The 25,981-nt window shown below is 54.1% G+C and carries 23 protein-coding genes; all 23 read left to right on the plus strand.

Annotated elements, in window-relative coordinates; all coding sequences use genetic code 11:
- The first annotated feature begins 2 nt into the window (after window positions 1–2).
- The 23 genes from wzc (at window position 3) to ACOTXF_RS08455 (ending at window position 25,905) form a co-directional block, all read left to right on the plus strand.
- A complete protein-coding gene (gene wzc / locus ACOTXF_RS08345) occupies window positions 3–2,165 on the plus strand; it encodes a tyrosine-protein kinase Wzc (RefSeq protein WP_008499415.1) in 2,163 nt (720 codons plus the stop codon).
- A gap of 65 nt (window positions 2,166–2,230) precedes the next feature.
- Window positions 2,231–3,073, plus strand: a complete 843-nt coding sequence (gene wcaA / locus ACOTXF_RS08350) for a colanic acid biosynthesis glycosyltransferase WcaA (RefSeq protein ID WP_021241458.1) — start codon at window positions 2,231–2,233, stop codon at window positions 3,071–3,073.
- On the plus strand, window positions 3,073–3,564 hold the full coding sequence (wcaB, locus tag ACOTXF_RS08355; RefSeq protein ID WP_008499417.1) for a colanic acid biosynthesis acetyltransferase WcaB: 492 nt from the start codon (window positions 3,073–3,075) through the stop codon (window positions 3,562–3,564). The genes wcaA and wcaB overlap by 1 nt, the downstream gene beginning before the upstream one ends.
- Window positions 3,561–4,778, plus strand: a complete 1,218-nt coding sequence (gene wcaC / locus ACOTXF_RS08360) for a colanic acid biosynthesis glycosyltransferase WcaC (protein WP_008499418.1) — start codon at window positions 3,561–3,563, stop codon at window positions 4,776–4,778. Before wcaB ends, wcaC begins: the two co-directional genes overlap by 4 nt.
- Window positions 4,753–5,973, plus strand: coding sequence for a colanic acid polymerase WcaD (gene wcaD, locus ACOTXF_RS08365; RefSeq protein WP_008499419.1), 1,221 nt, complete (start codon window positions 4,753–4,755; stop codon window positions 5,971–5,973). Before wcaC ends, wcaD begins: the two co-directional genes overlap by 26 nt.
- Window positions 5,974–5,989: 16 nt before the next feature.
- The gene (wcaE, locus tag ACOTXF_RS08370) at window positions 5,990–6,736 is read left to right on the plus strand and encodes a colanic acid biosynthesis glycosyltransferase WcaE (RefSeq protein ID WP_008499420.1); all 747 of its coding nucleotides are present in this window, start codon (window positions 5,990–5,992) and stop codon (window positions 6,734–6,736) included.
- Between the two features lie 15 nt (window positions 6,737–6,751).
- The gene (gene wcaF, locus ACOTXF_RS08375; RefSeq protein ID WP_008499422.1) at window positions 6,752–7,300 is read left to right on the plus strand and encodes a colanic acid biosynthesis acetyltransferase WcaF; all 549 of its coding nucleotides are present in this window, start codon (window positions 6,752–6,754) and stop codon (window positions 7,298–7,300) included.
- Window positions 7,301–7,324: 24 nt separating this feature from the next.
- Window positions 7,325–8,446: a GDP-mannose 4,6-dehydratase gene (gene gmd / locus ACOTXF_RS08380; protein WP_003863514.1), complete on the plus strand. Its 1,122-nt coding sequence runs from the start codon at window positions 7,325–7,327 to the stop codon at window positions 8,444–8,446.
- A 2-nt stretch (window positions 8,447–8,448) separates the two neighbouring features.
- Window positions 8,449–9,414, plus strand: a complete 966-nt coding sequence (gene fcl / locus ACOTXF_RS08385) for a GDP-L-fucose synthase (RefSeq protein ID WP_013097874.1) — start codon at window positions 8,449–8,451, stop codon at window positions 9,412–9,414.
- Window positions 9,415–9,416: 2 nt separating this feature from the next.
- Complete coding sequence (locus tag ACOTXF_RS08390; protein ID WP_008499425.1) at window positions 9,417–9,896, plus strand: GDP-mannose mannosyl hydrolase; 480 nt, start codon at window positions 9,417–9,419, stop codon at window positions 9,894–9,896.
- A complete protein-coding gene (wcaI, locus tag ACOTXF_RS08395; RefSeq protein ID WP_047747584.1) occupies window positions 9,893–11,116 on the plus strand; it encodes a colanic acid biosynthesis fucosyltransferase WcaI in 1,224 nt (407 codons plus the stop codon). The genes ACOTXF_RS08390 and wcaI overlap by 4 nt, the downstream gene beginning before the upstream one ends.
- Before the next feature lie 3 nt (window positions 11,117–11,119).
- Window positions 11,120–12,556, plus strand: coding sequence for a mannose-1-phosphate guanyltransferase (cpsB, locus tag ACOTXF_RS08400; RefSeq protein ID WP_008499427.1), 1,437 nt, complete (start codon window positions 11,120–11,122; stop codon window positions 12,554–12,556).
- 111 nt (window positions 12,557–12,667) lie between these two features.
- Window positions 12,668–14,038 (plus strand): colanic acid biosynthesis phosphomannomutase CpsG, encoded by a 1,371-nt coding sequence (cpsG, locus tag ACOTXF_RS08405; RefSeq protein ID WP_032622651.1) that lies wholly within the window; start codon window positions 12,668–12,670, stop codon window positions 14,036–14,038.
- A 46-nt stretch (window positions 14,039–14,084) separates the two neighbouring features.
- Entirely contained in the window at window positions 14,085–15,479 is a 1,395-nt protein-coding gene (wcaJ, locus tag ACOTXF_RS08410) for an undecaprenyl-phosphate glucose phosphotransferase (RefSeq protein WP_008499429.1), read from the plus strand.
- Between the two features lies 1 nt (window position 15,480).
- Window positions 15,481–16,959: a colanic acid undecaprenyl disphosphate flippase WzxC gene (gene wzxC / locus ACOTXF_RS08415; protein WP_047747583.1), complete on the plus strand. Its 1,479-nt coding sequence runs from the start codon at window positions 15,481–15,483 to the stop codon at window positions 16,957–16,959.
- A gap of 17 nt (window positions 16,960–16,976) precedes the next feature.
- The gene (gene wcaK / locus ACOTXF_RS08420; RefSeq protein ID WP_045418622.1) at window positions 16,977–18,257 is read left to right on the plus strand and encodes a colanic acid biosynthesis pyruvyl transferase WcaK; all 1,281 of its coding nucleotides are present in this window, start codon (window positions 16,977–16,979) and stop codon (window positions 18,255–18,257) included.
- Window positions 18,254–19,474 carry a colanic acid biosynthesis glycosyltransferase WcaL gene (gene wcaL / locus ACOTXF_RS08425; RefSeq protein ID WP_045418625.1) on the plus strand — a complete coding sequence of 407 codons (1,221 nt, stop codon included), beginning with the start codon at window positions 18,254–18,256 and terminating at the stop codon, window positions 19,472–19,474. Before wcaK ends, wcaL begins: the two co-directional genes overlap by 4 nt.
- A 12-nt stretch (window positions 19,475–19,486) precedes the next feature.
- Window positions 19,487–20,878, plus strand: coding sequence for a colanic acid biosynthesis protein WcaM (wcaM, locus tag ACOTXF_RS08430; protein ID WP_021241451.1), 1,392 nt, complete (start codon window positions 19,487–19,489; stop codon window positions 20,876–20,878).
- A 176-nt stretch (window positions 20,879–21,054) separates the two neighbouring features.
- Window positions 21,055–21,951 carry a GalU regulator GalF gene (galF, locus tag ACOTXF_RS08435; protein ID WP_032652665.1) on the plus strand — a complete coding sequence of 299 codons (897 nt, stop codon included), beginning with the start codon at window positions 21,055–21,057 and terminating at the stop codon, window positions 21,949–21,951.
- Window positions 21,952–22,333: 382 nt separating this feature from the next.
- Window positions 22,334–23,281 carry an NAD-dependent epimerase/dehydratase family protein gene (locus ACOTXF_RS08440; RefSeq protein ID WP_048963078.1) on the plus strand — a complete coding sequence of 316 codons (948 nt, stop codon included), beginning with the start codon at window positions 22,334–22,336 and terminating at the stop codon, window positions 23,279–23,281.
- Window positions 23,278–24,321, plus strand: a complete 1,044-nt coding sequence (locus tag ACOTXF_RS08445) for an MraY family glycosyltransferase (RefSeq protein ID WP_025913273.1) — start codon at window positions 23,278–23,280, stop codon at window positions 24,319–24,321. The genes ACOTXF_RS08440 and ACOTXF_RS08445 overlap by 4 nt, the downstream gene beginning before the upstream one ends.
- Window positions 24,314–24,874, plus strand: a complete 561-nt coding sequence (locus tag ACOTXF_RS08450; RefSeq protein ID WP_047747582.1) for a sugar O-acyltransferase — start codon at window positions 24,314–24,316, stop codon at window positions 24,872–24,874. The genes ACOTXF_RS08445 and ACOTXF_RS08450 overlap by 8 nt, the downstream gene beginning before the upstream one ends.
- 155 nt (window positions 24,875–25,029) lie before the next feature.
- The gene (locus tag ACOTXF_RS08455; protein ID WP_421635260.1) at window positions 25,030–25,905 is read left to right on the plus strand and encodes a polysaccharide biosynthesis protein; all 876 of its coding nucleotides are present in this window, start codon (window positions 25,030–25,032) and stop codon (window positions 25,903–25,905) included.
- Window positions 25,906–25,981: the final 76 nt, after the last annotated feature.

The following is a 25,981-nucleotide window of genomic DNA, read 5'->3' on the forward strand; positions in this document are numbered from 1 at the left end:
CAATGACAGAAAAAACAAAACCTTCTGCCGCCCCGACTTCGGGCAGTGATGAAATTGATATTGGGCGCCTGGTTGGCACGGTTATCGAGGCAAAGTGGTGGGTGCTGGGCATTACCGCCGTGTTTGCCGCGGCGGCCGTCGTCTATACGCTGTTCGCCACCCCTATCTACAGCGCCGATGCGCTGGTGCAGATCGAGCAGAATACCGGTAACTCGCTGGTGCAGGACATTGGCTCCGCGCTGGCGAACAAGCCGCCGGCCTCTGACGCTGAAATCCAGCTCATCCAGTCACGTCTGGTGCTGGGTAAAACGGTTCACGACCTTGGGCTCGATATCTCCGTCACCAAAAATACCTTCCCAATCTTTGGTGCGGGCTGGGATCGGCTGATGGGCAGAAGCAACGACACGGTGAAGGTCACTGACTTCGTGCTGCCAAAAGGGGCAGCCGATCAGACCTTTACCCTCACGGTGCTTGGCCCGAAACAGTATCAGTTGACCAGCGACGCGGGCTTTAGCGCGCGCGGTGAAGTCGGACAGATGCTGAGCAAAGACGGCGTCAGCATGATGGTCAGTGCGATCAACGCCCAGGAGGGTGGGGAGTTTACCGTCACCAAATTCTCCACGCTGGGGATGATCAACAACCTGCAAAACAACCTGACCGTCACTGAAAACGGTAAGGACACCGGCGTGCTGAGCATGACCTTTACCGGGGAAGATAAGGATCAGATCCGCGACATCCTGAACAGCATTACCCGCAACTACCTTGAGCAGAACGTTGAGCGTAAGTCGGCTGAAGCGGCGAAAAGCCTGGCGTTCCTGTCGAAACAGCTCCCGGAAGTGCGCGCCCGCCTGGATGATGCCGAGAACAAGCTGAACGCCTACCGCCAGGATAAAGACTCTGTCGACCTGCCGCTGGAGGCGAAATCGGTCCTCGATTCGATGGTCAACATTGACGCGCAGCTCAACGAGCTCACCTTCAAAGAGGCGGAGATCTCCAAGCTTTACACCAAACGTCACCCGGCTTACCGCACGCTGCTGGAGAAACGCCGCACGCTGGAAGAGGAGAAGGCGAAGCTCAATGACCGTGTGACCGCGATGCCGAAAACGCAGCAGGAGATCGTGCGTCTGACCCGCGACGTGGAGTCAGGACAGCAGGTTTACATGCAGCTGCTGAACAAGCAGCAGGAGCTGAAAATCACCGAGGCAAGCACCGTGGGTGACGTGCGCATCGTCGACCCGGCGATTACCCAGCCAGGCGTGCTGAAGCCGAAGAAAGCGCTGATCATTCTCGGCAGCATTATTCTCGGCCTGATGCTCTCCATCGTTGGCGTGCTGCTGCGTTCGCTGTTCAACCGCGGTATCGAAAGCCCGCAGGTGCTGGAAGAGAACGGTATCAACGTCTATGCCAGCATTCCGCTGTCTGAGTGGCAAAAATCCCGTGACAGCGTGAAAACCATCAAAGGCGTTAAGCGTTACAAACAAAGCCAGCTGCTGGCGGTGGGTAACCCAACCGACCTGGCGATTGAAGCGATACGCAGCCTGCGTACCAGTCTGCACTTCGCCATGATGCAGGCTAAAAACAACGTCCTGATGCTGACCGGTGTTAGCCCGTCAATCGGTAAAACCTTTGTCTGCGCCAACCTGGCGGCGGTGGTCAGCCAGACCAACAAGCGCGTGCTGCTTATCGACTGCGATATGCGTAAGGGCTACACCCACGAGCTGCTGGGCACCAACAACGTCAACGGTCTGTCAGAGATCCTGCTTGGCAAAGGTGACATCAGCCAGAGCGCAAAACCGACTACCGTGCCGAAATTTGACCTGATCCCACGTGGTCAGGTACCGCCTAACCCGTCAGAGCTGCTGATGAGCGAACGCTTTACCGAGCTGGTGGAGTGGGCGAGCAAAAACTACGACCTGGTGCTGATCGATACGCCGCCGATTCTGGCCGTGACCGACGCTGCCGTTGTGGGGCGCCATGCGGGTACAACGCTGATGGTGGCGCGTTACGCGGTGAACACCCTGAAAGAGGTGGAAACCAGCCTGAGCCGCTTCGAGCAGAACGGGATTGAGGTGAAAGGGGTGATCCTGAACTCCATCTTCCGCCGCGCGACCGGGTACCAGGATTACGGGTATTACGAGTACGAATATAAGTCTGACAGCAAATAACAATCCCCCTCACCCTAACCCTCTCCCGAGGGGAGAGGGGCGGGGTGAGGGATCAGGGGAAGATCATGACCACACAACGCCCTTTAGTTTCAATCTATATGCCGACATGGAATCGTCAGCAGCTGGCGATCCGCGCAATCAAGTCGGTGTTACGTCAGGATTACGATAACTGGGAGCTGATCATCGTTGATGACTGCTCTTCCTCGTATGAACAGCTGCAAAAATTCGTGACTGACCTCAACGACCCGCGGGTGGTCTATACCCACAACGAGATTAACTCCGGCGCCTGCGCTGTACGAAATCAGGCGATTATGCAGGCCAAAGGGCAGTATCTGACCGGCATCGACGACGATGACGAATGGACGCCGAACCGCCTGTCTATTTTCCTGTCGCATAAAGAGCAGCTGGTCACGCATGCTTTCCTGTATGCCAACGACTATGTCTGTCAGGGCGAGGTGTACTCGCAGCCTGCCAGCCTGCCGCTCTATCCGAAATCACCGTACTCTCGACGCCTGTTCTACAAGCGCAACATCATTGGTAACCAGGTCTTCACCTGGGCGTGGCGCTTCAAGGAGTGCCTGTTCGATACCGAACTGAAGGCCGCGCAGGATTACGACATCTTCCTGCGGATGGTGGTGGAGTATGGCGAGCCGTGGAAAGTGGAAGAGGCCACGCAGATCCTGCACATCAACCACGGGGAGATGCAGATCACCTCGTCGCCGAAGAAGTTCTCGGGCTACTTCCATTTTTACCGCAAGCACAAGGACAAGTTTGACCGTGCCAGCCGTAAATATCAGCTCTTTACCCTCTATCAGATCCGCAATAAGCGCATGAACTGGCGCACGCTGCTGACGCTGTTGTCCATACGTAACGGCAAGCGCCTGGCTGATGGACTTCGGGGGAAATAATGTTTCTGGAAGATTGCCGCGCTAACAGCTGGAGCCTGCGCCCTTGCTGCATGGTTCTGGCGTACCGCATCGCGCATTTTTGCTCGGTGTGGCGTAAGAAAAATATCCTGAACAACATCTGGGCGGCCCCCGTGCTGGTGCTGTACCGCATCATTACCGAATGCTTTTTTGGCTATGAAATTCAGGCCGCTGCAACCATTGGCCGTCGCTTTACCATCCATCACGGCTATGCGGTGGTGATCAACAAGTTCGTGGTCGCCGGGGATGATTTCACCATCCGCCATGGGGTGACCATTGGCAACCGTGGACCAGACAGCCTGGCCTGCCCGGTCATTGGCAATAACGTCGAGCTGGGCGCGAACGTGGTGATCATTGGCGACATTACGATTGGTAACAACGTCACGATTGGTGCGGGCAGCGTGGTGCTGGACACCATTCCGGATAACGCGCTGGTGGTGGGAGAAAAAGCCCGCGTGAAGGTGATTAAATGAATATTCTGCAATTTAACGTACGCCTCGCAGAAGGCGGAGCGGCAGGGGTGGCGCTGGATCTGCACCAGCGCGCGCTGCAAAAAGGACTTCAGTCTCGTTTTATTTATGGCTATGGCAAGGGCGGCAAGAAAAGCGTCAGTCACGATAACTTCCCGCAGGTGCATAAGCACACGCCGCGCCTGACCTCGATTGCCAACATTGCGTTGTTCCGTCTGTTTAACCGCGATCTGTTTGGCAACCTGAATACGCTTTATCGCACGGTGACCCGCACCACCGGCCCGGTTGTGCTGCATTTTCACGTGCTGCACAGCTACTGGCTGAATCTGGAAGAGGTGGTGGCGTTTTGTCAGAAGGTGCAGGCCCACAAGCCCGACACCCGCTTCGTCTGGACGCTGCACGATCACTGGAGCGTAACCGGCCGTTGCGCGTTTACCGACGGCTGCGAAGGCTGGAAAAACAACTGCCAGAAATGCCCGACGCTGAGCAACTATCCGCCGGTGAAGGTGGATCGCGCGCACAAGCTGGTGGCCGGAAAGCGTCAGCTTTTCCGCGACATGCTCTCGCTCGGGTGTACGTTTATCTCCCCGAGCCAGCACGTGGCAGATGCCTTCAACAGTCTGTACGGGGCAGGGCGCTGCCAGATTATTAACAACGGCATCGACGTGGCGACGGAAGCCATTCTCGCCGACCTGACGCCGGTGGCGCAAACCACTGGCAAACCGAAAATCGCTATCGTTGCGCATGACCTGCGTTACGACGGGAAAACCAACCAGCAGCTGGTGCGCGACATGATGGCGCTGGGTGACAAAATTGAGCTTCACACCTTCGGCAAATTTTCACCGTTTGAAGGGACTAACGTGGTCAACCACGGGTTTGAAACCGATAAGCGCAAGCTGATGAGCGCGCTGAATGAAATGGATGCGCTGGTGTTCAGCTCCCGCGTGGATAACTACCCGCTGATCCTCTGTGAAGCGCTCTCCATCGGCGTGCCGGTGATTGCCACCCACAGCGATGCGGCACGTGAGGTGCTGGAAAAATCCGGCGGGAAAACTTTTGCGGAGCAGGAGGTTCTGCCGCTGGTGCAATTGCCGAAGGCGCAGATCGCTCAGGCCGTTTTTGGCACCGACCTGGAATCGTTCCGCAACCGCAGCCGCAAGGCCTACAGTGGACAACAGATGCTGGAGGAGTATGTCTCGTTCTATCAGAATCTGTAGTTATCTGCTGCTGCCGCTGATTTACCTGCTGGTCAACGTTAAAATTGCCCAGCTCGGCGAAAGCTTCCCGATAACCATCGTCACCTTCTTGCCCGTTCTGCTTCTGCTGTATGTCGATAAAATCAACCTGAAGAAGCTGATGATTGCCTTAGGGTTGGGTACGGGCCTGACGCTGTTTAACTATATCTTCGGCCAGTCGCTGGATGCCAGTAAATACGTCACCTCGACCATGCTGTTTGTTTATATTGTCATTATTATCGGTATGGTCTGGAGTATTCGCTTTAAAACGATTTCTCCGCACAATTATCGGAAAATCCTCAGGTTCTTTTATATTGCCGTTGCGTTAATTGTTATGCTTGCTGCTATGGAGATGGCGCAAATTATTCTCACCGGCGGCAGCAGCCTGATGGAGATAATTTCGAAATATCTCATTTACAGCAACAGCTATGTATTGAACTTCATCAAGTTCGGCGGGAAGCGTACCACGGCCCTCTATTTTGAACCGGCGTTTTTCGCTTTGGCGTTAATCTCAATTTGGCTCAGCATCAAACAGTTTGGTATCAAAACGCCTAAGACCGATGCTATGATTCTTGCAGGAATCGTTCTGTCTGGATCGTTCTCAGGGGTAATGACATTTATCCTGTTTTACCTGCTGGAATGGGCGTTTCAGTACCTGAACAAAGATGCGATTAAGAAAAAACTGCCGCTGGCGATTATCTCCCTGACGGTATTTATGGTGGGCGTGATATTTGCTTTCCCCTACATCTCAGAACGTCTGGGTGATTTGGGAACGGAAGGATCCTCGTCCTATTATCGCATCATTGGACCACTGGTGATGGTGGGTTATTCCTTAACCCATATTGATGGTGTAGTAAGATTCGGCTCACTTTACGAATATGTTGCATCATTCGGAATCTTTAACGGTGCGGATGTCGGTAAAACCATAGACAATGGTCTGTATCTGTTAATTATTTATTTTTCGTGGTTCGCCGTACTGTTGACGCTGTGGTATCTGTTTAAAGTTTTCAAAATGATGATTAACGCGTTTGGTGATAACCAGAACTTTCGCGTGCAACTTTATCTGTTTACGCCGGTGTCGCTGTTTTTTACCGGGTCAATATTTAGCCCGGAATATGCTTTCTTGATTGTCTGTCCGTTTATTCTGCGCAAGGCGCTTAATATTACGCACGTATGACCAAATGAGGTGATTTATGTTTCTTAGCGTCATTACTGTCGCTTTTCGTAATTACGAAGGGGTGGTAAAAACCTGGCGCTCGCTGCGCAACCTGGCGCGCGATCCAAGCCTCACCTTTGAGTGGATTGTGGTCGACGGCGGCTCGAACGATGGCACGGCAGAGTTTCTGGAAAAACTCAACGGTGAGTTCAACTTACGCTACATCAGCGAGAAAGATAAAGGCATCTACGATGCAATGAACAAAGGCATTAACATGGCGCAAGGCCGTTATGCCATCTTCCTGAATTCGGGTGATATCTTCCATGACGACGTGGCGCTGTTTGCCCGCCAGCTGGCGCGCCAGAAAGAGGACGCCATGTATATTGGCGATGCGCTGCTTGATTTTGGCGACGGACATAAAGTGTGCCGCAGCGCGAAGCCGGGCTGGTATATCTACCACAGCTTACCGGCCAGCCATCAGGCCATATTCTTCCCGGTAAAAGGTCTGAAAAAACAGCCTTACGATTTGCAGTATAAAGTGTCATCCGATTATGCGCTGGCCGCCAGTCTGTATAAGTCAGGTTACCCGTTCCGCCGAATTAAAGGGCTGGTATCTGAGTTTTCAATGGGTGGTGTGTCAACCTCGAATAATCTGGAGTTGTGCCAGGATGCCAAAAACGTGCAGCGTAAAATATTACGCGTGCCGGGATTCTGGGCGGAATTATCTTATTTTTTACGCGTGCGTACCACGAGTAAAACGAAAGCCTTATATAACAAAGCCTGAATATAAGGAAACGTAATGCAGGATCTGAACGGTTTCTCCGTACCGAAAGGTTTTCGGGGGGCGGGCGGTATTAAAGTGCAGCTATGGTGGGCGGTTCAGGCCACCTTATTTGCCTGGTCACCGCAAATACTGTACCGCTGGCGAGCATTTTTATTGCGTCTGTTTGGCGCAAAAATAGGAAAAAACGTAGTCATTCGACCTTCGGTGAAAATTACCTATCCCTGGAAATTAACGCTGGGGGACTACGCCTGGGTAGGGGATGACGCGGTGTTATATACCCTGGGCGAGATTACGATTGGCGCGAATTCGGTGGTTTCACAGAAATGTTATTTGTGCACCGGCAGCCACGACTTTATGAGTCAGCATTTTGATATTACCGCTTCGCCTATTGTGATCGGTGAAAAATGCTGGCTGGCAACGGATGTTTTTGTTGCACCGGGTGTTTCTGTTGGCGATGGCACGGTAGTCGGTGCCCGCAGCAGCGTTTTTAAATCGCTACCGGCAAATAAAATTTGTCGTGGCAACCCCGCAGTGGTGATACGCGAACGCGTTGAAACTGATTAAATTCATAAGTAGAGGAATATAAACATGTCTAAAGTCGCTCTCATCACCGGCGTTACCGGGCAGGATGGTTCTTACCTGGCAGAGTTACTGCTGGAAAAAGGTTATGAAGTACACGGTATTAAACGTCGTGCGTCTTCATTTAACACCGAACGTGTCGATCATATTTATCAGGATCCTCACGCGGCGAACCCGAAATTCCACCTGCACTACGGCGACCTGACCGATACCTCCAACCTGACCCGTATCCTGCAGGAAGTGCAGCCGGATGAAGTCTACAACCTGGGCGCGATGAGCCACGTTGCGGTCTCCTTCGAGTCTCCGGAATACACCGCTGACGTGGACGCCATGGGTACCCTGCGTCTGCTGGAGGCTATCCGCTTCCTGGGTCTTGAGAAGAAAACCCGTTTCTACCAGGCATCCACCTCTGAGCTGTACGGCCTGGTGCAGGAAATCCCACAGAAAGAGACCACGCCGTTCTACCCACGTTCTCCGTATGCGGTAGCGAAACTGTACGCCTACTGGATCACCGTGAACTACCGTGAATCCTACGGCATGTACGCCTGTAACGGCATTCTGTTCAACCACGAATCTCCACGTCGCGGCGAAACCTTCGTGACCCGCAAAATCACCCGCGCTATCGCCAACATTGCGCAGGGTCTGGAATCGTGCCTGCACCTTGGCAACATGGATTCCCTGCGTGACTGGGGCCATGCCAAAGACTACGTGAAAATGCAGTGGATGATGCTGCAGCAGGAACAGCCAGAAGACTTCGTGATTGCGACCGGCGTGCAGTACTCCGTTCGTCAGTTCGTTGAAATGGCTGCCGCTCAATTGGGCATCAAGCTGCGCTTCGAAGGCACCGGCGTGGAAGAGAAGGGCATCGTGGTTTCCGTGACCGGCCATGACGCACCGGGCGTGAAGCCAGGCGACGTGATTGTGCAGGTTGACCCACGCTACTTCCGTCCTGCTGAAGTGGAAACCCTGCTGGGCGACCCAACCAAAGCGCACGAGAAGCTGGGCTGGAAACCAGAAACCACTCTGCAGGAGATGGTTTCCGAGATGGTAGCCAAAGATCTTGAAGCAGCGAAAAAACACTCCCTGCTCAAATCTCATGGCTACGAGGTTGCCATCGCGCTGGAGTCCTGAGAATGACAAAACAACGTATTTTTGTCGCCGGTCATCGCGGAATGGTGGGTTCCGCGATTGTTCGCCAGCTCGAACAGCGCGGTGACGTCGAAGTGGTTGTCCGCACGCGCGACGAGCTGAACCTGCTCGACAGCCGTGCTGTACAGGACTTCTTTGCGAACGAACGTATTGACCAGGTGTATCTGGCGGCGGCGAAGGTGGGCGGCATTGTAGCCAACAACACCTACCCGGCGGATTTCATCTACGAAAACATGATGATTGAGAGCAACATCATTCACGCGGCGCATCTGCACAACGTGAACAAGCTGCTGTTCCTCGGCTCATCCTGTATTTACCCGAAAATGGCAAAACAGCCGATCGCTGAAAGCGAGCTGCTGCAGGGCACGCTTGAAGCCACCAACGAGCCGTACGCGATTGCCAAAATTGCCGGGATCAAGCTGTGCGAGTCCTACAACCGTCAGTACAACCGCGACTATCGCTCGGTGATGCCGACCAACCTTTACGGGCCGCACGACAACTTCCACCCGAGCAACTCGCACGTGATCCCGGCGCTGCTGCGCCGCTTCCACGAGGCGACCGCCGAGAACGCGCCGGATGTGGTGGTGTGGGGCAGCGGTACGCCGATGCGCGAATTCCTGCACGTGGACGACATGGCTGCGGCCAGCATTCACGTGATGGAGCTGGATCGCGAGGTGTGGCAGGAGAACACCGAGCCGATGCTGTCGCACATCAACGTGGGCACCGGCGTGGACTGCACCATTCGAGAGCTGGCGCAGACCATCGCGCAGGTGGTGGGCTACAAAGGCCGCGTGGTGTTTGACGCCACGAAACCGGACGGCACGCCGCGCAAACTGCTGGACGTGACCCGTCTGCATCAGCTGGGCTGGTATCACGAGGTGTCACTGGAGCAGGGGCTGGCCAGCACCTATCAGTGGTTCCTGGAAAACCAGCATCGCTTCCGGGGGTAACGATGTTTTTAAGTCAGGAAGATTTTGCCACGGTAGTGCGTTCCACTCCGCTCATCTCAATTGATTTGATCGTGGAGAACGAACGCGGCGAGTTCTTGCTGGGGAAACGAACCAACCGTCCTGCACAGGGCTTCTGGTTCGTGCCCGGCGGGCGCGTGCAAAAGGATGAGACGCTGACCGATGCGTTTGAGCGTCTCACTCTGGCGGAACTGGGCCTGCAGTTGCCGATGGCAGCGGGCCAGTTTTACGGGGTCTGGCAGCACTTCTATGACGATAACTTTTCGGGTACCGGGTTCTCCACGCACTACATCGTGCTGGGGTTCCGCCTGAAGGTGAGTGAGGCAGACCTGCGTCTGCCTGATTCTCAGCATGACGACTACCGCTGGCAGACGCCAGAGGCGCTGCTGGCGAGCGACAATGTGCATGACAACAGCCGTGCCTATTTCCTCGCTGAACGTCAGTCCGGGGTGCCGGGCTTATGAAGATCCTCGTATACGGAATCAACTACTCGCCGGAATTAACCGGCATCGGGAAATACACCGGCGAGATGGTCGAGTGGATGGCGAGCCAGGGACATGACGTGCGGGTCATTACCGCGCCGCCGTACTACCCGGAGTGGAAAGTGGGGGAGCGCTACTCAAGCTGGCGCTACCGTCGCGAAGAGGGTGCAGCGACCGTCTGGCGCTGCCCGCTGTATGTGCCTAAGCAGCCCTCGACGCTGAAGCGCTTGATTCATCTCGGCAGCTTTGCCCTGAGCAGCTTCTTCCCGCTGATGGCGCAGCGTCGCTGGAAGCCGGATCGCATTATCGGCGTGGTGCCGACGCTGTTTTGCACGCCGGGCATGCGCCTGCTGGGCAAACTCTCCGGCGCGCGCACCCTGCTGCACATTCAGGATTATGAAGTGGACGCCATGCTGGGCCTGGGGATGGCAGGCAAAAGCAAAGGCGGCAAGGTGGCGAAGCTCGCCAGCGCGTTTGAGCGCAGTGGCTTATACAACGTGGACTACGTCTCAACGATCTCGCGCTCCATGATGAACAAAGCGCAGGAGAAAGGCGTCCCGGCGGAGAAGGTGATCTTCTTCCCGAACTGGTCCGAAGTGGCGCGTTTTCGCGACGTTACTGAGCAAGACGCTCAGGCGCTGCGCGCGCAGCTCGGTTTGCCTGAAGATCAAAAAATCATACTTTACTCAGGCAATATCGGTGAAAAGCAGGGGCTGGAGAGCGTGATCGAGGCGGCTCAACTGCTGAACGAACATCCATGGATGTTTGTGATTGTCGGGCAGGGCGGTGGAAAAGCGCGGCTGGAAAAAATGGTAAGCGTTCGCGGCCTGACCAACGTGAAATTCTTCCCGCTTCAGTCTTACGAGGCACTGCCTGCGCTGCTGAAGATGGGCGACTGTCATCTGGTGGTGCAAAAGCGCGGCGCGGCGGATGCGGTGCTGCCGTCCAAGCTGACCAACATTCTGGCCGTGGGCGGTAACGCGGTGATTACGGCCGAAGCCGAAACTGAATTAGGCCAGCTGTGTGACAGCTATCCGGGGATTGCGGTGTGCGTAGAGCCGGAATCGGTTCCGGCGCTGGTCACCGGCATTGAACAGGCACTTGCCATGCCAAAAGTGAACACGGTGGCACGTGAATATGCCGAACGCACGCTCGAGAAAGAGAACGTGCTGAGCCAATTTATTGCAGATATACGGGGATAAATCATGAGTCAAACCACTTTGTATCCGGTTGTGATGGCTGGTGGCTCTGGTAGCCGGTTGTGGCCGCTGTCCCGCGTGCTCTATCCAAAACAGTTCCTCTGCCTGAAAGGGGATCTCACCATGCTGCAGACGACGGTAAACCGTCTCCACGGCGTGGAGTGTGAAAGCCCGGTGGTGATCTGTAACGAACAGCACCGCTTTATTGTTGCCGAGCAGCTGCGCCAGCTGAACAAACTCACAGAAAATATCATCCTGGAGCCTGCCGGACGCAATACCGCACCGGCTATCGCCCTGGCGGCGCTGGCGGCAAAACGCAGCAGCCCGGACTGTGACCCGCTGATGCTGGTGCTGGCGGCAGACCACGTGATCCAGCAGGAAGAGGCCTTCCGCGACGCGGTGCGTGCGGCCATTCCTTACGCTGAGCGCGGCAAGCTGGTGACCTTCGGCATCGTGCCGGATCTGCCGGAAACCGGCTACGGCTACATCCGTCGCGGCAACGTGACGCCGGGTGAAGGCGACAGCGTGGCGTTTGACGTGGCGCAGTTTGTTGAAAAACCGAATCTGGAAACCGCGCAGGCGTATGTCGCCAGCGGGGAATATTACTGGAACAGCGGGATGTTCTTGTTCCGCGCCGGACGCTATCTGGAAGAGCTGCGCAAATATCGCCCGGATATTCTGAGCGCCTGCGAGAAAGCGATGGCGGTGGTGGATCCGGATCTCGACTTCATCCGCGTGGATGAAGAGGCCTTCCTCGCCTGTCCGGAAGAATCCATTGACTATGCGGTAATGGAACGCACGGCTGACGCCGTCGTGGTACCGATGGATGCGGGCTGGAGCGATGTTGGATCCTGGTCCTCCCTGTGGGAGATCAGCGCCCATACCCCGGAGGGTAACGTCCATCACGGCGATGTCATTAGCCACAAAACGGAAAACAGCTACGTCTACGCCGAGTCCGGCCTGGTCACCACGGTTGGGGTAAAAGATCTTGTTGTGGTCCAGACCAAAGACGCCGTGCTGATTGCCGACCGTAACGCCGTGCAGGACGTTAAAAAAGTGGTGGAGAAGATCAAGGCGGATGGCCGTCACGAGCACCATATTCATCGCGAAGTCTACCGTCCGTGGGGCAAATATGACTCCATTGACGCCGGTGACCGCTATCAGGTGAAACGCATCACCGTGAAGCCGGGCGAGGGGCTGTCGGTGCAGATGCACCATCACCGCGCCGAGCACTGGGTGGTGGTCGCGGGTACCGCCAAAGTCACCATCGACGGTGAAGTGAAACTGCTGGGCGAAAACGAGTCCATCTATATTCCGCTGGGGGCGACGCACTGTCTGGAGAACCCGGGGAAAATCCCTCTCGACTTAATTGAGGTGCGCTCCGGCTCGTATCTGGAAGAGGACGATATCGTGCGCTTCCAGGACCGCTACGGGCGAGTGTAGCTCTCTGCATCATGCCCGGTGGCGCTGCGCTTACCGGGCCTACGAATGACAAAAAAATTAATTTGGCCATTTAGTGGTCAGGACCGACTGTTGCCTGAAAAAGGGGTCATCATGGATAAATTAACCTGTTTTAAAGCCTACGATATTCGCGGCAAGCTGGGCGAAGAGCTGAATGAAGACATTGCGTGGCGCATTGGCCGCGCGTACGGCGAATACTTAAAACCGCAGACCATCGTGCTGGGCGGTGACGTGCGTCTGACCAGTGAATCCCTCAAGCTGGCGCTGGCGAAAGGGCTGCAGGACGCGGGCGTGGACGTGCTGGACATCGGCCTGTCCGGAACCGAAGAGATTTACTTTGCCACCTTCCACCTGGGCGTGGACGGCGGTATTGAAGTGACGGCCAGCCACAATCCGATGGATTACAACGGCATGAAGCTGGTGCGCAAGGGCGCCCGTCCTATCAGCGGCGACACGGGTCTGCGCGACGTGCAGCGTCTGGCGGAAGCCAACGATTTCCCGCCGGTGAACGAGGCGAAGCGCGGCAGCTACAAAAAAATCAACCTGCAGAAAGAGTACATCGACCACCTGCTGGGCTACATCAACGTGGCAAACCTGAAGCCGTTGAAGCTGGTGATTAACTCCGGTAACGGCGCGGCCGGCCCGGTTGTCGATGCCCTTGAAGCGCGCTTTAAGGCACTGAACGTGCCGGTGACCTTCGTGAAAGTGCATAACACCCCGGACGGCAACTTCCCGAACGGCATTCCTAACCCGCTGCTGCCGGAGTGCCGCGACGACACCCGCAACGCGGTGATTGAACACGGCGCGGACATGGGTATCGCCTTTGACGGCGATTTTGACCGCTGCTTCCTGTTCGACGAGAAAGGGCAGTTCATCGAGGGCTACTACATTGTCGGCCTGCTGGCGGAAGCGTTCCTCGAGAAAAACCCGGGCGCGAAGATCATTCATGACCCGCGCCTCTCCTGGAACACCGTCGACGTGGTTTCTGCCGCAGGCGGCACGCCGGTGATGTCCAAAACCGGTCACGCCTTCATCAAAGAGCGCATGCGCGAAGAAGACGCCATCTACGGCGGCGAGATGAGCGCCCACCACTACTTCCGTGACTTTGCCTACTGCGACAGCGGGATGATCCCGTGGCTGCTGGTGACTGAACTGCTGTGCCTGAAGGGGAAAACCCTGGGCGAGCTGGTGCGCGACCGTATGGCGGCGTTCCCGGCGAGCGGAGAGATCAACAGCAAGCTGGCACAGCCTGCCGAGGCGATTGCCCGCGTGGAGCAGCACTTTGCCATCCACGCGCTGGAAATTGACCGTACCGACGGTATCAGCATGGCGTTTCCGCAGTGGCGCTTTAACCTGCGCTCGTCCAATACCGAGCCGGTGGTGCGCCTGAACGTGGAGTCCCGCGCTGACACCGCGCTGATGGAAGCCCGAACGAAGGACATTCTGGCGCTGTTGAATCAGTAATAACTGCCCCTCCCGGTGGGAGGGGGAACCGAATACAGGAACAACGATGACGAATCTAAAAAAACGCGAACGAGCGAGAACGAATGCATCGTTAATCTCTATGGTGCAGCGTTTTTCTGATATCACCATCATGGTCGGTGGATTGTGGGCGGTGTGTCGGATCAGCGGGCTGCCGTTCTTATATATGCATCTGCTGATGGCCCTGATTGCGCTGGTCGTGTTTCAAATGATCGGCGGTATGACCGATTTCTACCGCTCGTGGCGCGGCGTCAAAATGACCACTGAACTGATGCTGCTGCTGCAGAACTGGACCCTGAGCCTGATCTTCAGCGCAGGCCTGGTGGCATTTAGCCATGATTTTGATAATCGCCTCGTGACCTATCTGAGCTGGTATCTGTTGACCAGCGTCGGCATGGTGGTGTGCCGTTCCCTGATCCGCTTTGGCGCGGGTTGGCTGCGCAACCGGGGCTATAACCGTCGCTTCGTGGCGGTGGCAGGCGATCTGCCGGTTGGGAAAGTGCTGCTCGACAGCTTCCGCAAAGAGCCGTGGTTAGGCTTTGAAGTGGTCGGGATTTATCACGACGCAAAGCCTGGCGGCGTGCCTGCCGACTGGGCGGGCAACTACGATCAGCTGATTGACGATGCCAAAGCCGGCAAAATTCACAACGTCTACATCGCCATGCAGATGAAAGACGAATCCCGCATTAAGCAGCTGATGCGCGAGCTGGCGGATACCACCTGTTCAGTGATCCTGATCCCGGATGTGTTTACCTTCAACATTCTTCACTCCCGTATTGAAGAGGTGAACGGGGTGCCGGTCGTACCGCTGTACGACACGCCGCTGTCCGGTATTAACCGCGTGCTGAAGCGTCTGGAAGATATCGTGCTCTCTTCGCTGATTTTGCTGCTCATCTCCCCGGTGCTGTGCTGCATTGCCCTCGCGGTGAAGCTGAGCTCGCCAGGACCGGTTATCTTCCGTCAGACCCGCTACGGCATGGACGGTAAGCCGATTATGGTGTGGAAATTCCGCTCCATGAAGGTGATGGAGAACGACAAGGTGGTGACCCAGGCCACGCAGAACGATCCGCGCGTCACCCGCGTGGGGAACTTCCTGCGCCGCACCTCGCTGGACGAGCTGCCGCAGTTTATCAACGTCTTTACCGGCGGGATGTCGATTGTTGGCCCGCGTCCGCACGCGGTGGCGCATAACGAGCAGTACCGCTCGCTGATTGAAGGCTACATGCTGCGCCATAAGGTGAAGCCGGGCATCACCGGCTGGGCGCAAATCAACGGCTGGCGCGGCGAAACCGACACGCTGGAAAAAATGGAAAAACGCATCGAGTTCGATCTGGAGTACATCCGCGAGTGGAGCCTCTGGTTCGATATCAAGATTGTTTTTCTGACCATCTTCAAAGGTTTCGTGAACAAAGCGGCGTACTAAGATGAGCTTACGTGAAAAAACCATCAGCGGCGCCAAGTGGTCAGCGATGGCGACCATCGTCATCATTGGCCTCGGCCTGGTGCAGATGACGGTGCTGGCGCGCATTATCGATAATCACCAGTTCGGCCTGCTGACCGTCTCGCTGGTGATCATTGCGCTGGCCGATACGCTGTCTGACTTTGGTATCGCCAACTCGATTATCCAGCGCAAAGAGATCAGCCATCTTGAGCTGACCACGCTCTACTGGCTGAACGTGGGGCTGGGGATTTTCGTGTTTGTGCTGGTGTTCCTGCTGAGCGATACCATCGCCAGCGTGCTGCACAACCCGGATCTCGCCCCGCTGATGCGTACGCTGTCGTTTGCGTTCGTGGTGATCCCCCACGGGCAGCAGTTCCGCGCGCTGATGCAGAAAGAGCTGGAGTTCAACAAGATCGGCATGATCGAGACCAGCGCCGTGCTGGCGGGCTTTACCTTTACCGTCGTGAGCGCCCATTTCTGGCCGCTGGCGATGACCGCCATCCTCGGTTACCTGGTGAACTCTGCCGTGCGCACGCTGCTGTTCGGCTACTTTGGGCGTAAAATTTACCGCCCGGGACTGCATTTCTCTCTTGCGTCCGTCTCGTCCAACCTGCGCTTTGGCGCGTGGCTGACGGCGGACAGCATTATCAACTACGTGAACACCAACCTTTCGACGCTGGTGCTGGCACGTATTCTCGGCGCGAGCGTGGCGGGGGGCTACAACCTGGCCTACAACGTTGCGGTGGTGCCGCCTATGAAGCTGAACCCAATAATCACCCGCGTGCTGTTCCCGGCGTTTGCCAAGATTCAGGACGACACCGAAAAGCTGCGCATTAACTTTTACAAGCTGCTTTCGGTGGTGGGGATCATCAACTTCCCGGTGCTGCTGGGGTTGATGGTGGTGTCCAGCAACTTCGTGCCGCTGGTGTTTGGCGATAAGTGGAACGGCATCATCCCGATCCTGCAGCTGCTGTGCGTGGTGGGGCTGCTGCGCTCCGTGGGAAACCCGATTGGGTCCCTGCTGATGGCAAAAGCGCGCGTGGACATCAGCTTTAAGTTCAACGTATTCAAAACCTTCCTGTTTATTCCGGCAATTATCGTCGGCGGGCACATGGCGGGCGCTATTGGCGTGACGCTGGGCTTCCTGCTGGTGCAGATCGTCAATACCGTCCTGAGCTACTTCATCATGATTAAACCGGTGCTGGGCTCCAGCTACCGTCAGTACATCCTGAGCCTGTGGCTGCCGTTCTATCTCTCATTGCCGACCCTGGCGGTGAGCTACGGCCTGGGCATTATCCTCAGCGGGCATCTGCCGCTGGCCGCGCTGCTGGCGGTGCAGGTTGCCGCGGGGGCGCTGGCCTTCGTCGTGATGATCGTGCTGTCGCGCAATGCGCTGGTCGTTGAGATTAAGCGCCAGTTTTGCCGTAACGAAAAAATGAAAACGCTGCTTCGCGCAGGCTAGTTATTTAAGAGGCCATTATGAAATTATTAATTCTTGGCAACCATACCTGCGGCAACCGTGGCGACAGCGCCATCCTGCGCGGTTTACTGGATGCAATTAACACCCTTAAGCCTGAGACCGAAGTGGACGTGATGAGCCGTTATCCTGTCAGCTCATCCTGGTTACTGAACCGCCCGGTGATGGGCGATCCGCTTTACAGCCAGATGAAACAGCATAACAACGCCGCGGGCGTGATGGGCCGCGTGAAAAAAGTGCTGCGTCGTCGCTACCAGCATCAGGTGCTGCTTTCCCGCGTGACCGATACCGGCAAGCTGCGCAATATCGCCATTGCCCAGGGCTTTACGGATTTTGTCCGTCTGCTCTCCGGCTATGACGCCATTATTCAGGTCGGCGGTTCGTTCTTCGTCGATCTCTACGGCGTGCCGCAGTTTGAGCATGCGCTTTGTACGTTCATGGCGAAAAAGCCGCTGTTTATGATCGGCCACAGCGTGGGGCCTTTCCAGGATCCGCAGTTTAACCAGCTGGCGAACTATGTGTTTGGCCACTGCGATGCCCTGATCCTGCGTGAGTCGGTCAGCCTTGACATGATGAAGCGCAGCGAGATTGACACGTCGAAAGTTGAGCACGGCGTGGATACCGCTTGGCTGGTGGATCACCAGGACGACAGCTTCCAGCCGAGCTACGCGGTGCAGCACTGGCTCGGCGTTACGGCGAAACAGAAAACCGTCGCGATCACCCTGCGCGAGCTGGCGCCATTCGATAAACGTTTAGGCACGACGCAGGCGGCGTATGAGCAAGCGTTCGCCGACGTGGTGAACCGCGTGCTGGACAGCGGGTACCAGGTGCTGGCGCTATCCACCTGTACCGGTATCGACAGCTACAACAAAGATGACCGCATGGTGGCGCTCAACCTGCGCAACCTGGTGAACGATCCGTCCCGCTATCACGTGGTGATGGACGAGCTGAACGACCTGGAGATGGGCAAGCTGCTCTCCGCCTGCGACCTGACCGTGGGCACCCGACTGCACTCGGCCATTATCTCCATGAACTTTGGCACGCCGGCCATTGCCATTAACTATGAGCACAAGTCCGCGGGCATTATGCAGCAGCTCGGTATGCCGGAAATGGCGGTGGATATCCGTCATCTGCTGGACGGATCGCTCGGCGCCATGGTGGGCGACACGCTCGGCCAGCTGCCTGCGATCAATGAACGTCTGGCGCTGGCGGTGAAAGCCGAGCGCGAGAAGGGCATTGGGATGGTGAAATCGGTACTTGACCGCGTGCGGGAGGGGAAATGAAGGTTGGTTTCTTCTTACTGAAATTTCCGCTGTCGTCTGAGACCTTTGTTCTGAACCAAATCACCGCGTTTATCGATATGGGATATGACGTGGAGATTATCGCCCTGCAAAAGGGCGATACCCAAAACACCCACGCGGCGTATACCCACTATGGGCTGGAGGCAAAAACCCGCTGGCTGCAGGATGAGCCGTCCGGGAAGCTGAGTAAGCTGCGCCACCGCGCCAGCCAGACCTTACGTGGGATCCATCGCGCGTCGACGTGGCGGGCGCTGAATGTTTCCCGCTATGGGTCGGAATCACGCAATTTAATTCTCTCGGCCATCTGCGGGCAAACGGCGCAGCCGTATCGTGCTGACGTGTTTATTGCCCACTTTGGCCCGGCAGGCGTGACCGCCGCGAAGCTACGCGAACTGGGCGTGATTGACGGTAAAATTGCGACCATTTTCCACGGTATCGACATCTCCAGCCGTGAAGTGCTGAACCATTATACGCCGGAGTACCAGCAGCTTTTCCGCCGCGGCGACATGATGCTGCCCATCAGCGAACTGTGGGCCGGACGCCTGAAAAACATGGGCTGCCCGGGAGAGAAAATTGCCGTGTCGCGCATGGGCGTGGATTTAACGCGCTTTACCCGCCGTCCGGTGAAGGTGCCGGGCAAGCCGCTGCAGATCATCTCCGTCGCGCGTCTGACCGAGAAGAAAGGCCTGCATGTGGCGATTGAAGCCTGCCGCCAGCTGAAAGCGCGCGGGGTGGATTTCCACTACCGCATTCTCGGGATTGGGCCGTGGGAGCGTCGTCTGCGCACGCTTATCGAACAGTATCAGCTGGAAGATGTTGTAGAGATGCCGGGCTTCAAGCCAAGCCACGAGGTCAAGGCCATGCTCGATGAGGCAGATGTGTTCCTGCTGCCTTCCGTAACGGGAGCCGATGGCGATATGGAGGGCATTCCGGTGGCGCTGATGGAGGCGATGGCCGTCGGGATACCGGTGGTCTCGACCCTGCACAGCGGGATCCCGGAGCTGATTAAGTCTGACCATTCCGGCTGGCTGGTGCCGGAGAATAACGCCATGGCGCTCGCCGATCGGTTAGCTGCCTTCAGCGATATCGACCAGCAGGCGCTGGAGCCCGTGCTGCACAATGCCCGACAAAAAGTTGAAGCCGATTTTAACCAGCAAGTGATTAACCGTCAGTTAGCCAGCCTGCTGCAAACGTTGTAACGCCGAGGATGTATGCTGAAAAAGATTACCCGACGCACCTTTGTCTCGTCTCTGTCCGTTCTGGCGGCTACGCCGCTGCTGTCGTCCCGCATCGCGCGGGCGGCAAGCGGAAGAACGGTCTCTGTTAAACAGTACAATAACAACGACTGGATCGCGGCCTTTAAGCAGGCGTTTAATGACGGGGACACGGTCGTTGTCCCTGCCGGGCTGACCTGTGAAAACATCAACACGGGTATTTTCATTCCCGACGGTAAAACGCTGCTGATCCGCGGGGCGTTAACCGGCAATGGCCGCGGCCGCTTTGTTCTGCAGGAAGGCAGCAAAGTGATAGGGGAAGGCGAGGGACGGACAGAGAATATCACTCTCGATGTACGTGGCTCCGACTGCGTCATCAAAGGGCTGGCCATGAGCGGTTTTGGTCCTGTGACGCAAATCTACATCGGCGGTAAGAAACCGAGCGTGATGCGCAATCTGGTGATTGATAACATCAGCGTGAGTCAGGCCAACTACGCCATCCTGCGCCAGGGTTTCCACAACCAGGTGGACGGCGCCCGCATCACCAACAGCAAATTTAGCCATCTGCAGGGCGATGCGATCGAATGGAACGTTGCCATCAACGATCGCAATATCCTGATCTCCGACCATGTCATCGACAACATCAACTGCACTAACGGCAAGATCAACTGGGGCATCGGCATTGGCCTTGCCGGGAGCACCTACGACAACGACTACCCGGAAAAGCAAACCGTTAAGAACTTCGTGGTGGCCAACATCACCGGTAGCAACTGTCGTCAGCTGGTACACGTGGAAAACGGGAAACACTTTGTTATCCGCAATATTAAGGCCAAAAATATCACCCCAGACTTCAGTAAAAAGGCGGGAATAGACAACGCCACGGTGGCGATTTATGGCTGTGATAATTTCATTATTGATAATGTCGACATGGTCAACAGCGCGGGAATGTTAATCGGCTATGGGGTCATAAAAGGCGATTATTTGTCCATCCCGCAGAACTTCAAGCTCAATAATATTCATCTCGATAACCGCCAGCTCGCCTATAAATTGCGCGGAATACAGATTTCATCCGGTAATGCGACGTCGTTTGTGGCGATTACCAATGTGGAAATGCAGCGCGCAACGCTGGAACTGCACAACAAGCCGCAGCATCTTTTCTTACGTAATATCAATGTGATGCAGGAAGCCGCCGTGGGTCCTGCCCTGAAGATCAACTTCGATCTGCGCAAAGATGTACGAGGTAAATTTATGGCGAAAGACGAGACGCTGCTTTCGCTGGCGAACATCAAAGCTGTGAACGAGAAGGGGCAAAGCTCGGTGGATATTGACCGGGTCGACCAGCAGGTGGTGAATGTGGAAAGACTGAACTTTGCGCTGCCGCACAGATAATCGACAATAATCTGTTTTAAGACGATTCCTGGCATATAAGCGCGATCGAATCAGATTACAACTACAGAAATATGTGATGCTAAGGCGTAACATTGCTTCAGGATTACGGCAAATCATGCTGGCGAAAACAGGTTTAAGAGCTATAATTCGTCAACCATTTTAAGGTGGAAGAAATAATGATTAATTTGAAAGCAGTCATTCCGGTAGCAGGCCTGGGCATGCATATGCTGCCCGCCACAAAAGCCATTCCTAAAGAGATGCTGCCGATCGTCGACAAGCCAATGATTCAGTACATTGTCGACGAGATTGTTGCTGCAGGGATCAAAGAAATCGTCCTGGTTACGCACTCATCCAAGAATGCGGTAGAAAACCACTTCGACACCTCTTACGAACTCGAAGCGTTGCTTGAGCAGCGCGTTAAGCGTCAGCTGCTGGCGGAAGTGCAGTCTATTTGTCCGCCGGGCGTGACCATCATGAACGTGCGTCAGGCGCAGCCGCTGGGTCTGGGACACTCTATTCTTTGTGCCCGTCCGGTGGTGGGTGATAACCCGTTCATCGTTGTGCTGCCGGATATCATTATTGATAACGCGTCCGCCGATCCGCTGCGATACAACCTGGCGGCAATGGTGGCACGTTTCAACGAAACGGGCCGTAGCCAGGTGCTGGCGAAGCGCATGAAAGGCGATCTCTCCGAGTACTCCGTAATTCAGACCAAAGAAGCGCTGGAAACGGAAGGGCAGGTGAGCCGCATCGTTGAGTTCATCGAAAAACCGGATCAGCCGCAGACGCTGGATTCGGACCTGATGGCGGTGGGCCGTTATGTTCTGAACGCGGATATCTGGGCCGAGCTGGAAAAAACCGAGCCAGGCGCCTGGGACCGTATTCAGCTCACCGATGCGATTGCCGAGCTGGCGAAGAAGCAGTCTGTCGATGCGATGCTGATGACCGGTGAGAGCTATGACTGCGGTAAGAAGATGGGCTATATGCAGGCGTTCGTGAACTACGGGCTGCGTAACCTAAAGGAAGGGGCGAAGTTCAGAAACAGGATTGAGAAATTGCTGGCGAACGACTGATATTTTAGTCTCGATCTGAACAAACGGCAGTCATTATTTTGGTGTGTTGATTTCTAACCAAAATGATGACTGCCGTTTTTTTGTTATAAACTAAATGATTACATAGAGTTATCTGCATTAACTCTGGACCGCTTTGTAACGATTTGTGCTTGTTTCTGAGGTCGTTTAGGACGACAATTGACGCCAGTTTTTGTCTGTATCCAGACAAGGAAAATCATTTAATCAAACATCGCTCAGTGCACTGGTAGCTGTTAAGCCAGGGGCGGTAGCGTGTCTGTATTCTGAATTGAATATTGAACGAACAGTCGTGACCTATACAGTTTCTCGCGTTTCAGTTGGCTGCGCGGGGAAAAACATCAGATTGGGTAAGTAGGGGATGGCAATGAAAGTATTGGTGACGGGCGGAACCGGGTTTCTTGGTACTGCTTTAGTCCAAACGTTGAAATCATCAGGACACGAGGTGATATTAACAACGCGCAAGCAGGAGAACCCTGAAAAGGGTATTTATAACCTGGGGGATATTTCCGCCGATACCAATTGGGTAAATCTTGTTCAGGGATGCGACACAGTCATTCATACTGCGGGAAGAGCACATATCCTTAATGATGATGCACAGGATGCTTTAGCGGAATTTCGTCGCGTTAATCACGATGCGACCATGAAGTTAGCCTCAGATGCTGCGACCTGTGGTGTTAAGCATTTTATTTTCGTCAGTTCAATCGGTGTCAACGGTAATGCCACCTCGGGAGTTCCTTTTTCTGAAGCGTCAAAGCCCCGGCCAACATCTGATTATGCCATTTCTAAGCTCGAAGCTGAGCAAAGCCTGCTTAAAAACTTCGACGGAAGCGACATGGCGATCACGATTGTCCGTCCTGCATTAATATGTGGCGAAAATGCTCCTGGTAACATACAGCGTCTTTTGAAACTGGTGTCGAAGAAACTGCCGTTGCCATTTAAAAACGTAAAAAACAAGCGGGCGTTGGTGTCACTAGATAATGTCGTTAGTTTTATCTGTGAATGTGTGATTAATAAAAAATCAAAAAATCAACTCTATCTCCTTGCAGATGCAGAACGCCCCTCGACTGCAGATATGATTAATACCTTTTCTGCAGGTATGAACATTGAAACGAGACTTATCTATTTCCCAACGTTCATCCTGAAAATATTGCTTTCAGCGGTGGGTAAAGGCGGAATTTACGATCAGTTATTTGGCGATCTGGAAGTTGATGCCACCAAATCTCGGGAGCATTTAAATTGGACGCCCCCGATAACGCTTTATGAAACGATGAGAAAGACGGCGAAGTACTATATCGAAGGTAATAAAGAATGATGAATTTTGGGATTGCGCTATTCGCTTTTTTAGTCTCATGCGTACTGACCTGGGGATTGCGGGGTTATGCCATAAAACATAATGTTATTGACCGTCCAAACCAGCGAAGTTCGCATTCTGTGCCGACCCCACGGGGGGGAGGGGTAGCGATCGTTCTGACGCTACTGGTTGCTTTAGCAGTATTTTATATTAACCGCACGCTTACGTTGGAGAGCTTCCTGGGTTTATTTATTCCTGGTATCATTGTTGCCATCATTGGTTTCCTTGACGATCATGGTCATATTGCGGCTCGATGGCGTCTGCTAATGCATTTCATGGCCGCTGCAATTGGCATCTATTTCCTGGGATCATTCCCTGTTATTACGCTGTTGGGTTACGATCTTTCATTATCCTGGATTGGTATGATTCTTGGATGTGTTTATCTGGTCTGGATGCTGAACCTGTATAATTTCATGGATGGGATTAATGGCTTAGCCAGCGCTGAGGCAATCACGTTTGCCGCATGTAGTGCGATGTTAATTGTTGTAAACCAGTACACGGATGCGCCTGGAAGTATTTTTCCGCTAACGCTTGCTCTTATCGGGGCCGCGGCTGGATTCATTGTCTGGAACTTCCCGAAAGCAAAAATCTTCATGGGCGACGCCGGGAGTGGTTTCCTCGGAATATCCATTGGACTGATGATTCTCCATATTGCCAAAGCTAATACTCATTTCTTTATTGCAGAATTATGTTTGCTGGGCATATTTATCGTCGATGCCACGACAACTTTGATGAGAAGGCTTGTGGCGGGTAAAAAGGTTTATGAAGCACATGCCAGTCACGGCTACCAAATCCTTGCCAGGAAATATGGAAGTCACGTTCCGGTGACAATGATGGCGATCGTTGTCAACCTGCTGTGGCTCTTTCCTATCGCTTTCCTTATTGCCTCAGCCAAAATTGATGGTGTCGTTGGGTTGATTATCGCCTGGCTTCCGCTTTTGGCTGTTGCCCTCAAATGCGGTGCAGGCGTTAAGGATAAAGAGAGCAACGTCAATGCATGATTTAATGATTCTAGGTGCAGGTGGCCACGGACGGACCCTGTACGAATTGGCGAGACTGCTGGGATATCAGGATATTGTTTTCCTTGATGATAATGCATCACCCATCATCGAAACTAATAAACACATCATTGGGAAAATCTCCGAGCTAAAGTTACATGTCAACGATGCGAGTCACATAGCTATTGGCATAGGTAATAATAATGTTAGAGAACAACTCTATCAGCAGCTTATCAGCTTAGGCATTGACCCCGTAACGCTCATTCATCCCCTTGCTTTTGTCAGTCCATCGGCGACGATTGCTGATGGCTCTGTCGTATTGGCGGGAGCAGTGGTTGGTGCCAACGCGAAATTAGGTGTGGGTACGATTGTAAATAGTCATTCGACGGTCGATCATGATTCTATTCTAGGCGATTTTGCCCACTTAGGGGTTGGTGTTCATCTCGCTGGAAGCACTATCATAGGTAGGTCAGCGTTTCTGCAGGCGGGTACAGTGGGTGGGTATAATACAAAGGTAGACGATTACTCAGTATGTTCTGCTGGTACTATTTTATAAACTGAATGCAAGTTTTAACGAGGCGACCAGTTTTAAGTATGCTAAATTATTTAATATCTTTATCCAGACCGATAAAACGTATTATTACACTCTCGATAGATGTTATACTTCTATTAAGTGCATTTTGGTTTGCATTTTGGGTACGCATTGATTCTATGACTCCAATATTTAGTACGGAGCATTGGTTATTTATATTTTCAATAATTATCGTCACCCTGGCGATATTTGTTAAGCTAGGGCTTTATCGCGCCGTCATTCGCTATATTACTGCAAAAATATTACTAGTAGTTACAGTAGGGATGGTTATATCATCCATTTTGCTTATTATCGCAGCGTTTTATACTAATCTCTATTTACCGAGAACGATTCCATTCATTTATTTCTCATTCGGTTTACTGCTTATTGCCGGATCGCGGCTTGGTATGAGAATGTTGGTGAATCGCGGTTTAAATCTAGGAACGCGGGTAGTGATTTACGGTGCTGGTGCATCGGGTCGTCAGCTACTGCCGGCATTGAGCCAGATGGATGAATACTATCCTGTTGCTTTTGTCGATGACAACCGTGCTCTGCAAGGCCAGGTTATTCACGGCGTCAGCGTCTTCGCGCCGGAAAAACTGCCATGGTTGGTTGAGAAATACGAAGCGAAGAAAATTTTGCTTGCCATGCCAAGCGCCAGCCGAGCCAGAAAGAACGAAGTCATTAAAACGCTGGAAGGCTTACCATGCGAGGTGCTCTCCATTCCCGGAATGGTCGACCTGGTAGAAGGCAAGGCTCGAATTGATTCATTACGCAAAGTGGTTATCACAGATCTGCTGGGTCGCGATCCTGTTTCACCCATTCCGGAATTAATATCCCGTAATATCAACGGCAAAACGGTTATGGTTACTGGAGCTGGGGGATCTATTGGGTCTGAACTATGCCGACAGATAATTAAAAATAAGCCGAGCCAGCTTATTCTCTTCGAATTGTCTGAGTTCTCACTGTATTCGATCGATTCAGAACTTCGTAGTCTCAGTGGCTTTGTTGAATAAATCAGATTTCGGGTAAGTCTCCCCCGTAGCGGGTTGTGTTTTCAGGCAATACGCACGCTTTCAGGCATACCTGCTT

The sequence above is a fragment of the Enterobacter cloacae complex sp. IR53041 genome, from assembly GCF_049238285.1.
In the GTDB taxonomy this organism is placed as follows: domain Bacteria; phylum Pseudomonadota; class Gammaproteobacteria; order Enterobacterales; family Enterobacteriaceae; genus Enterobacter; species Enterobacter roggenkampii.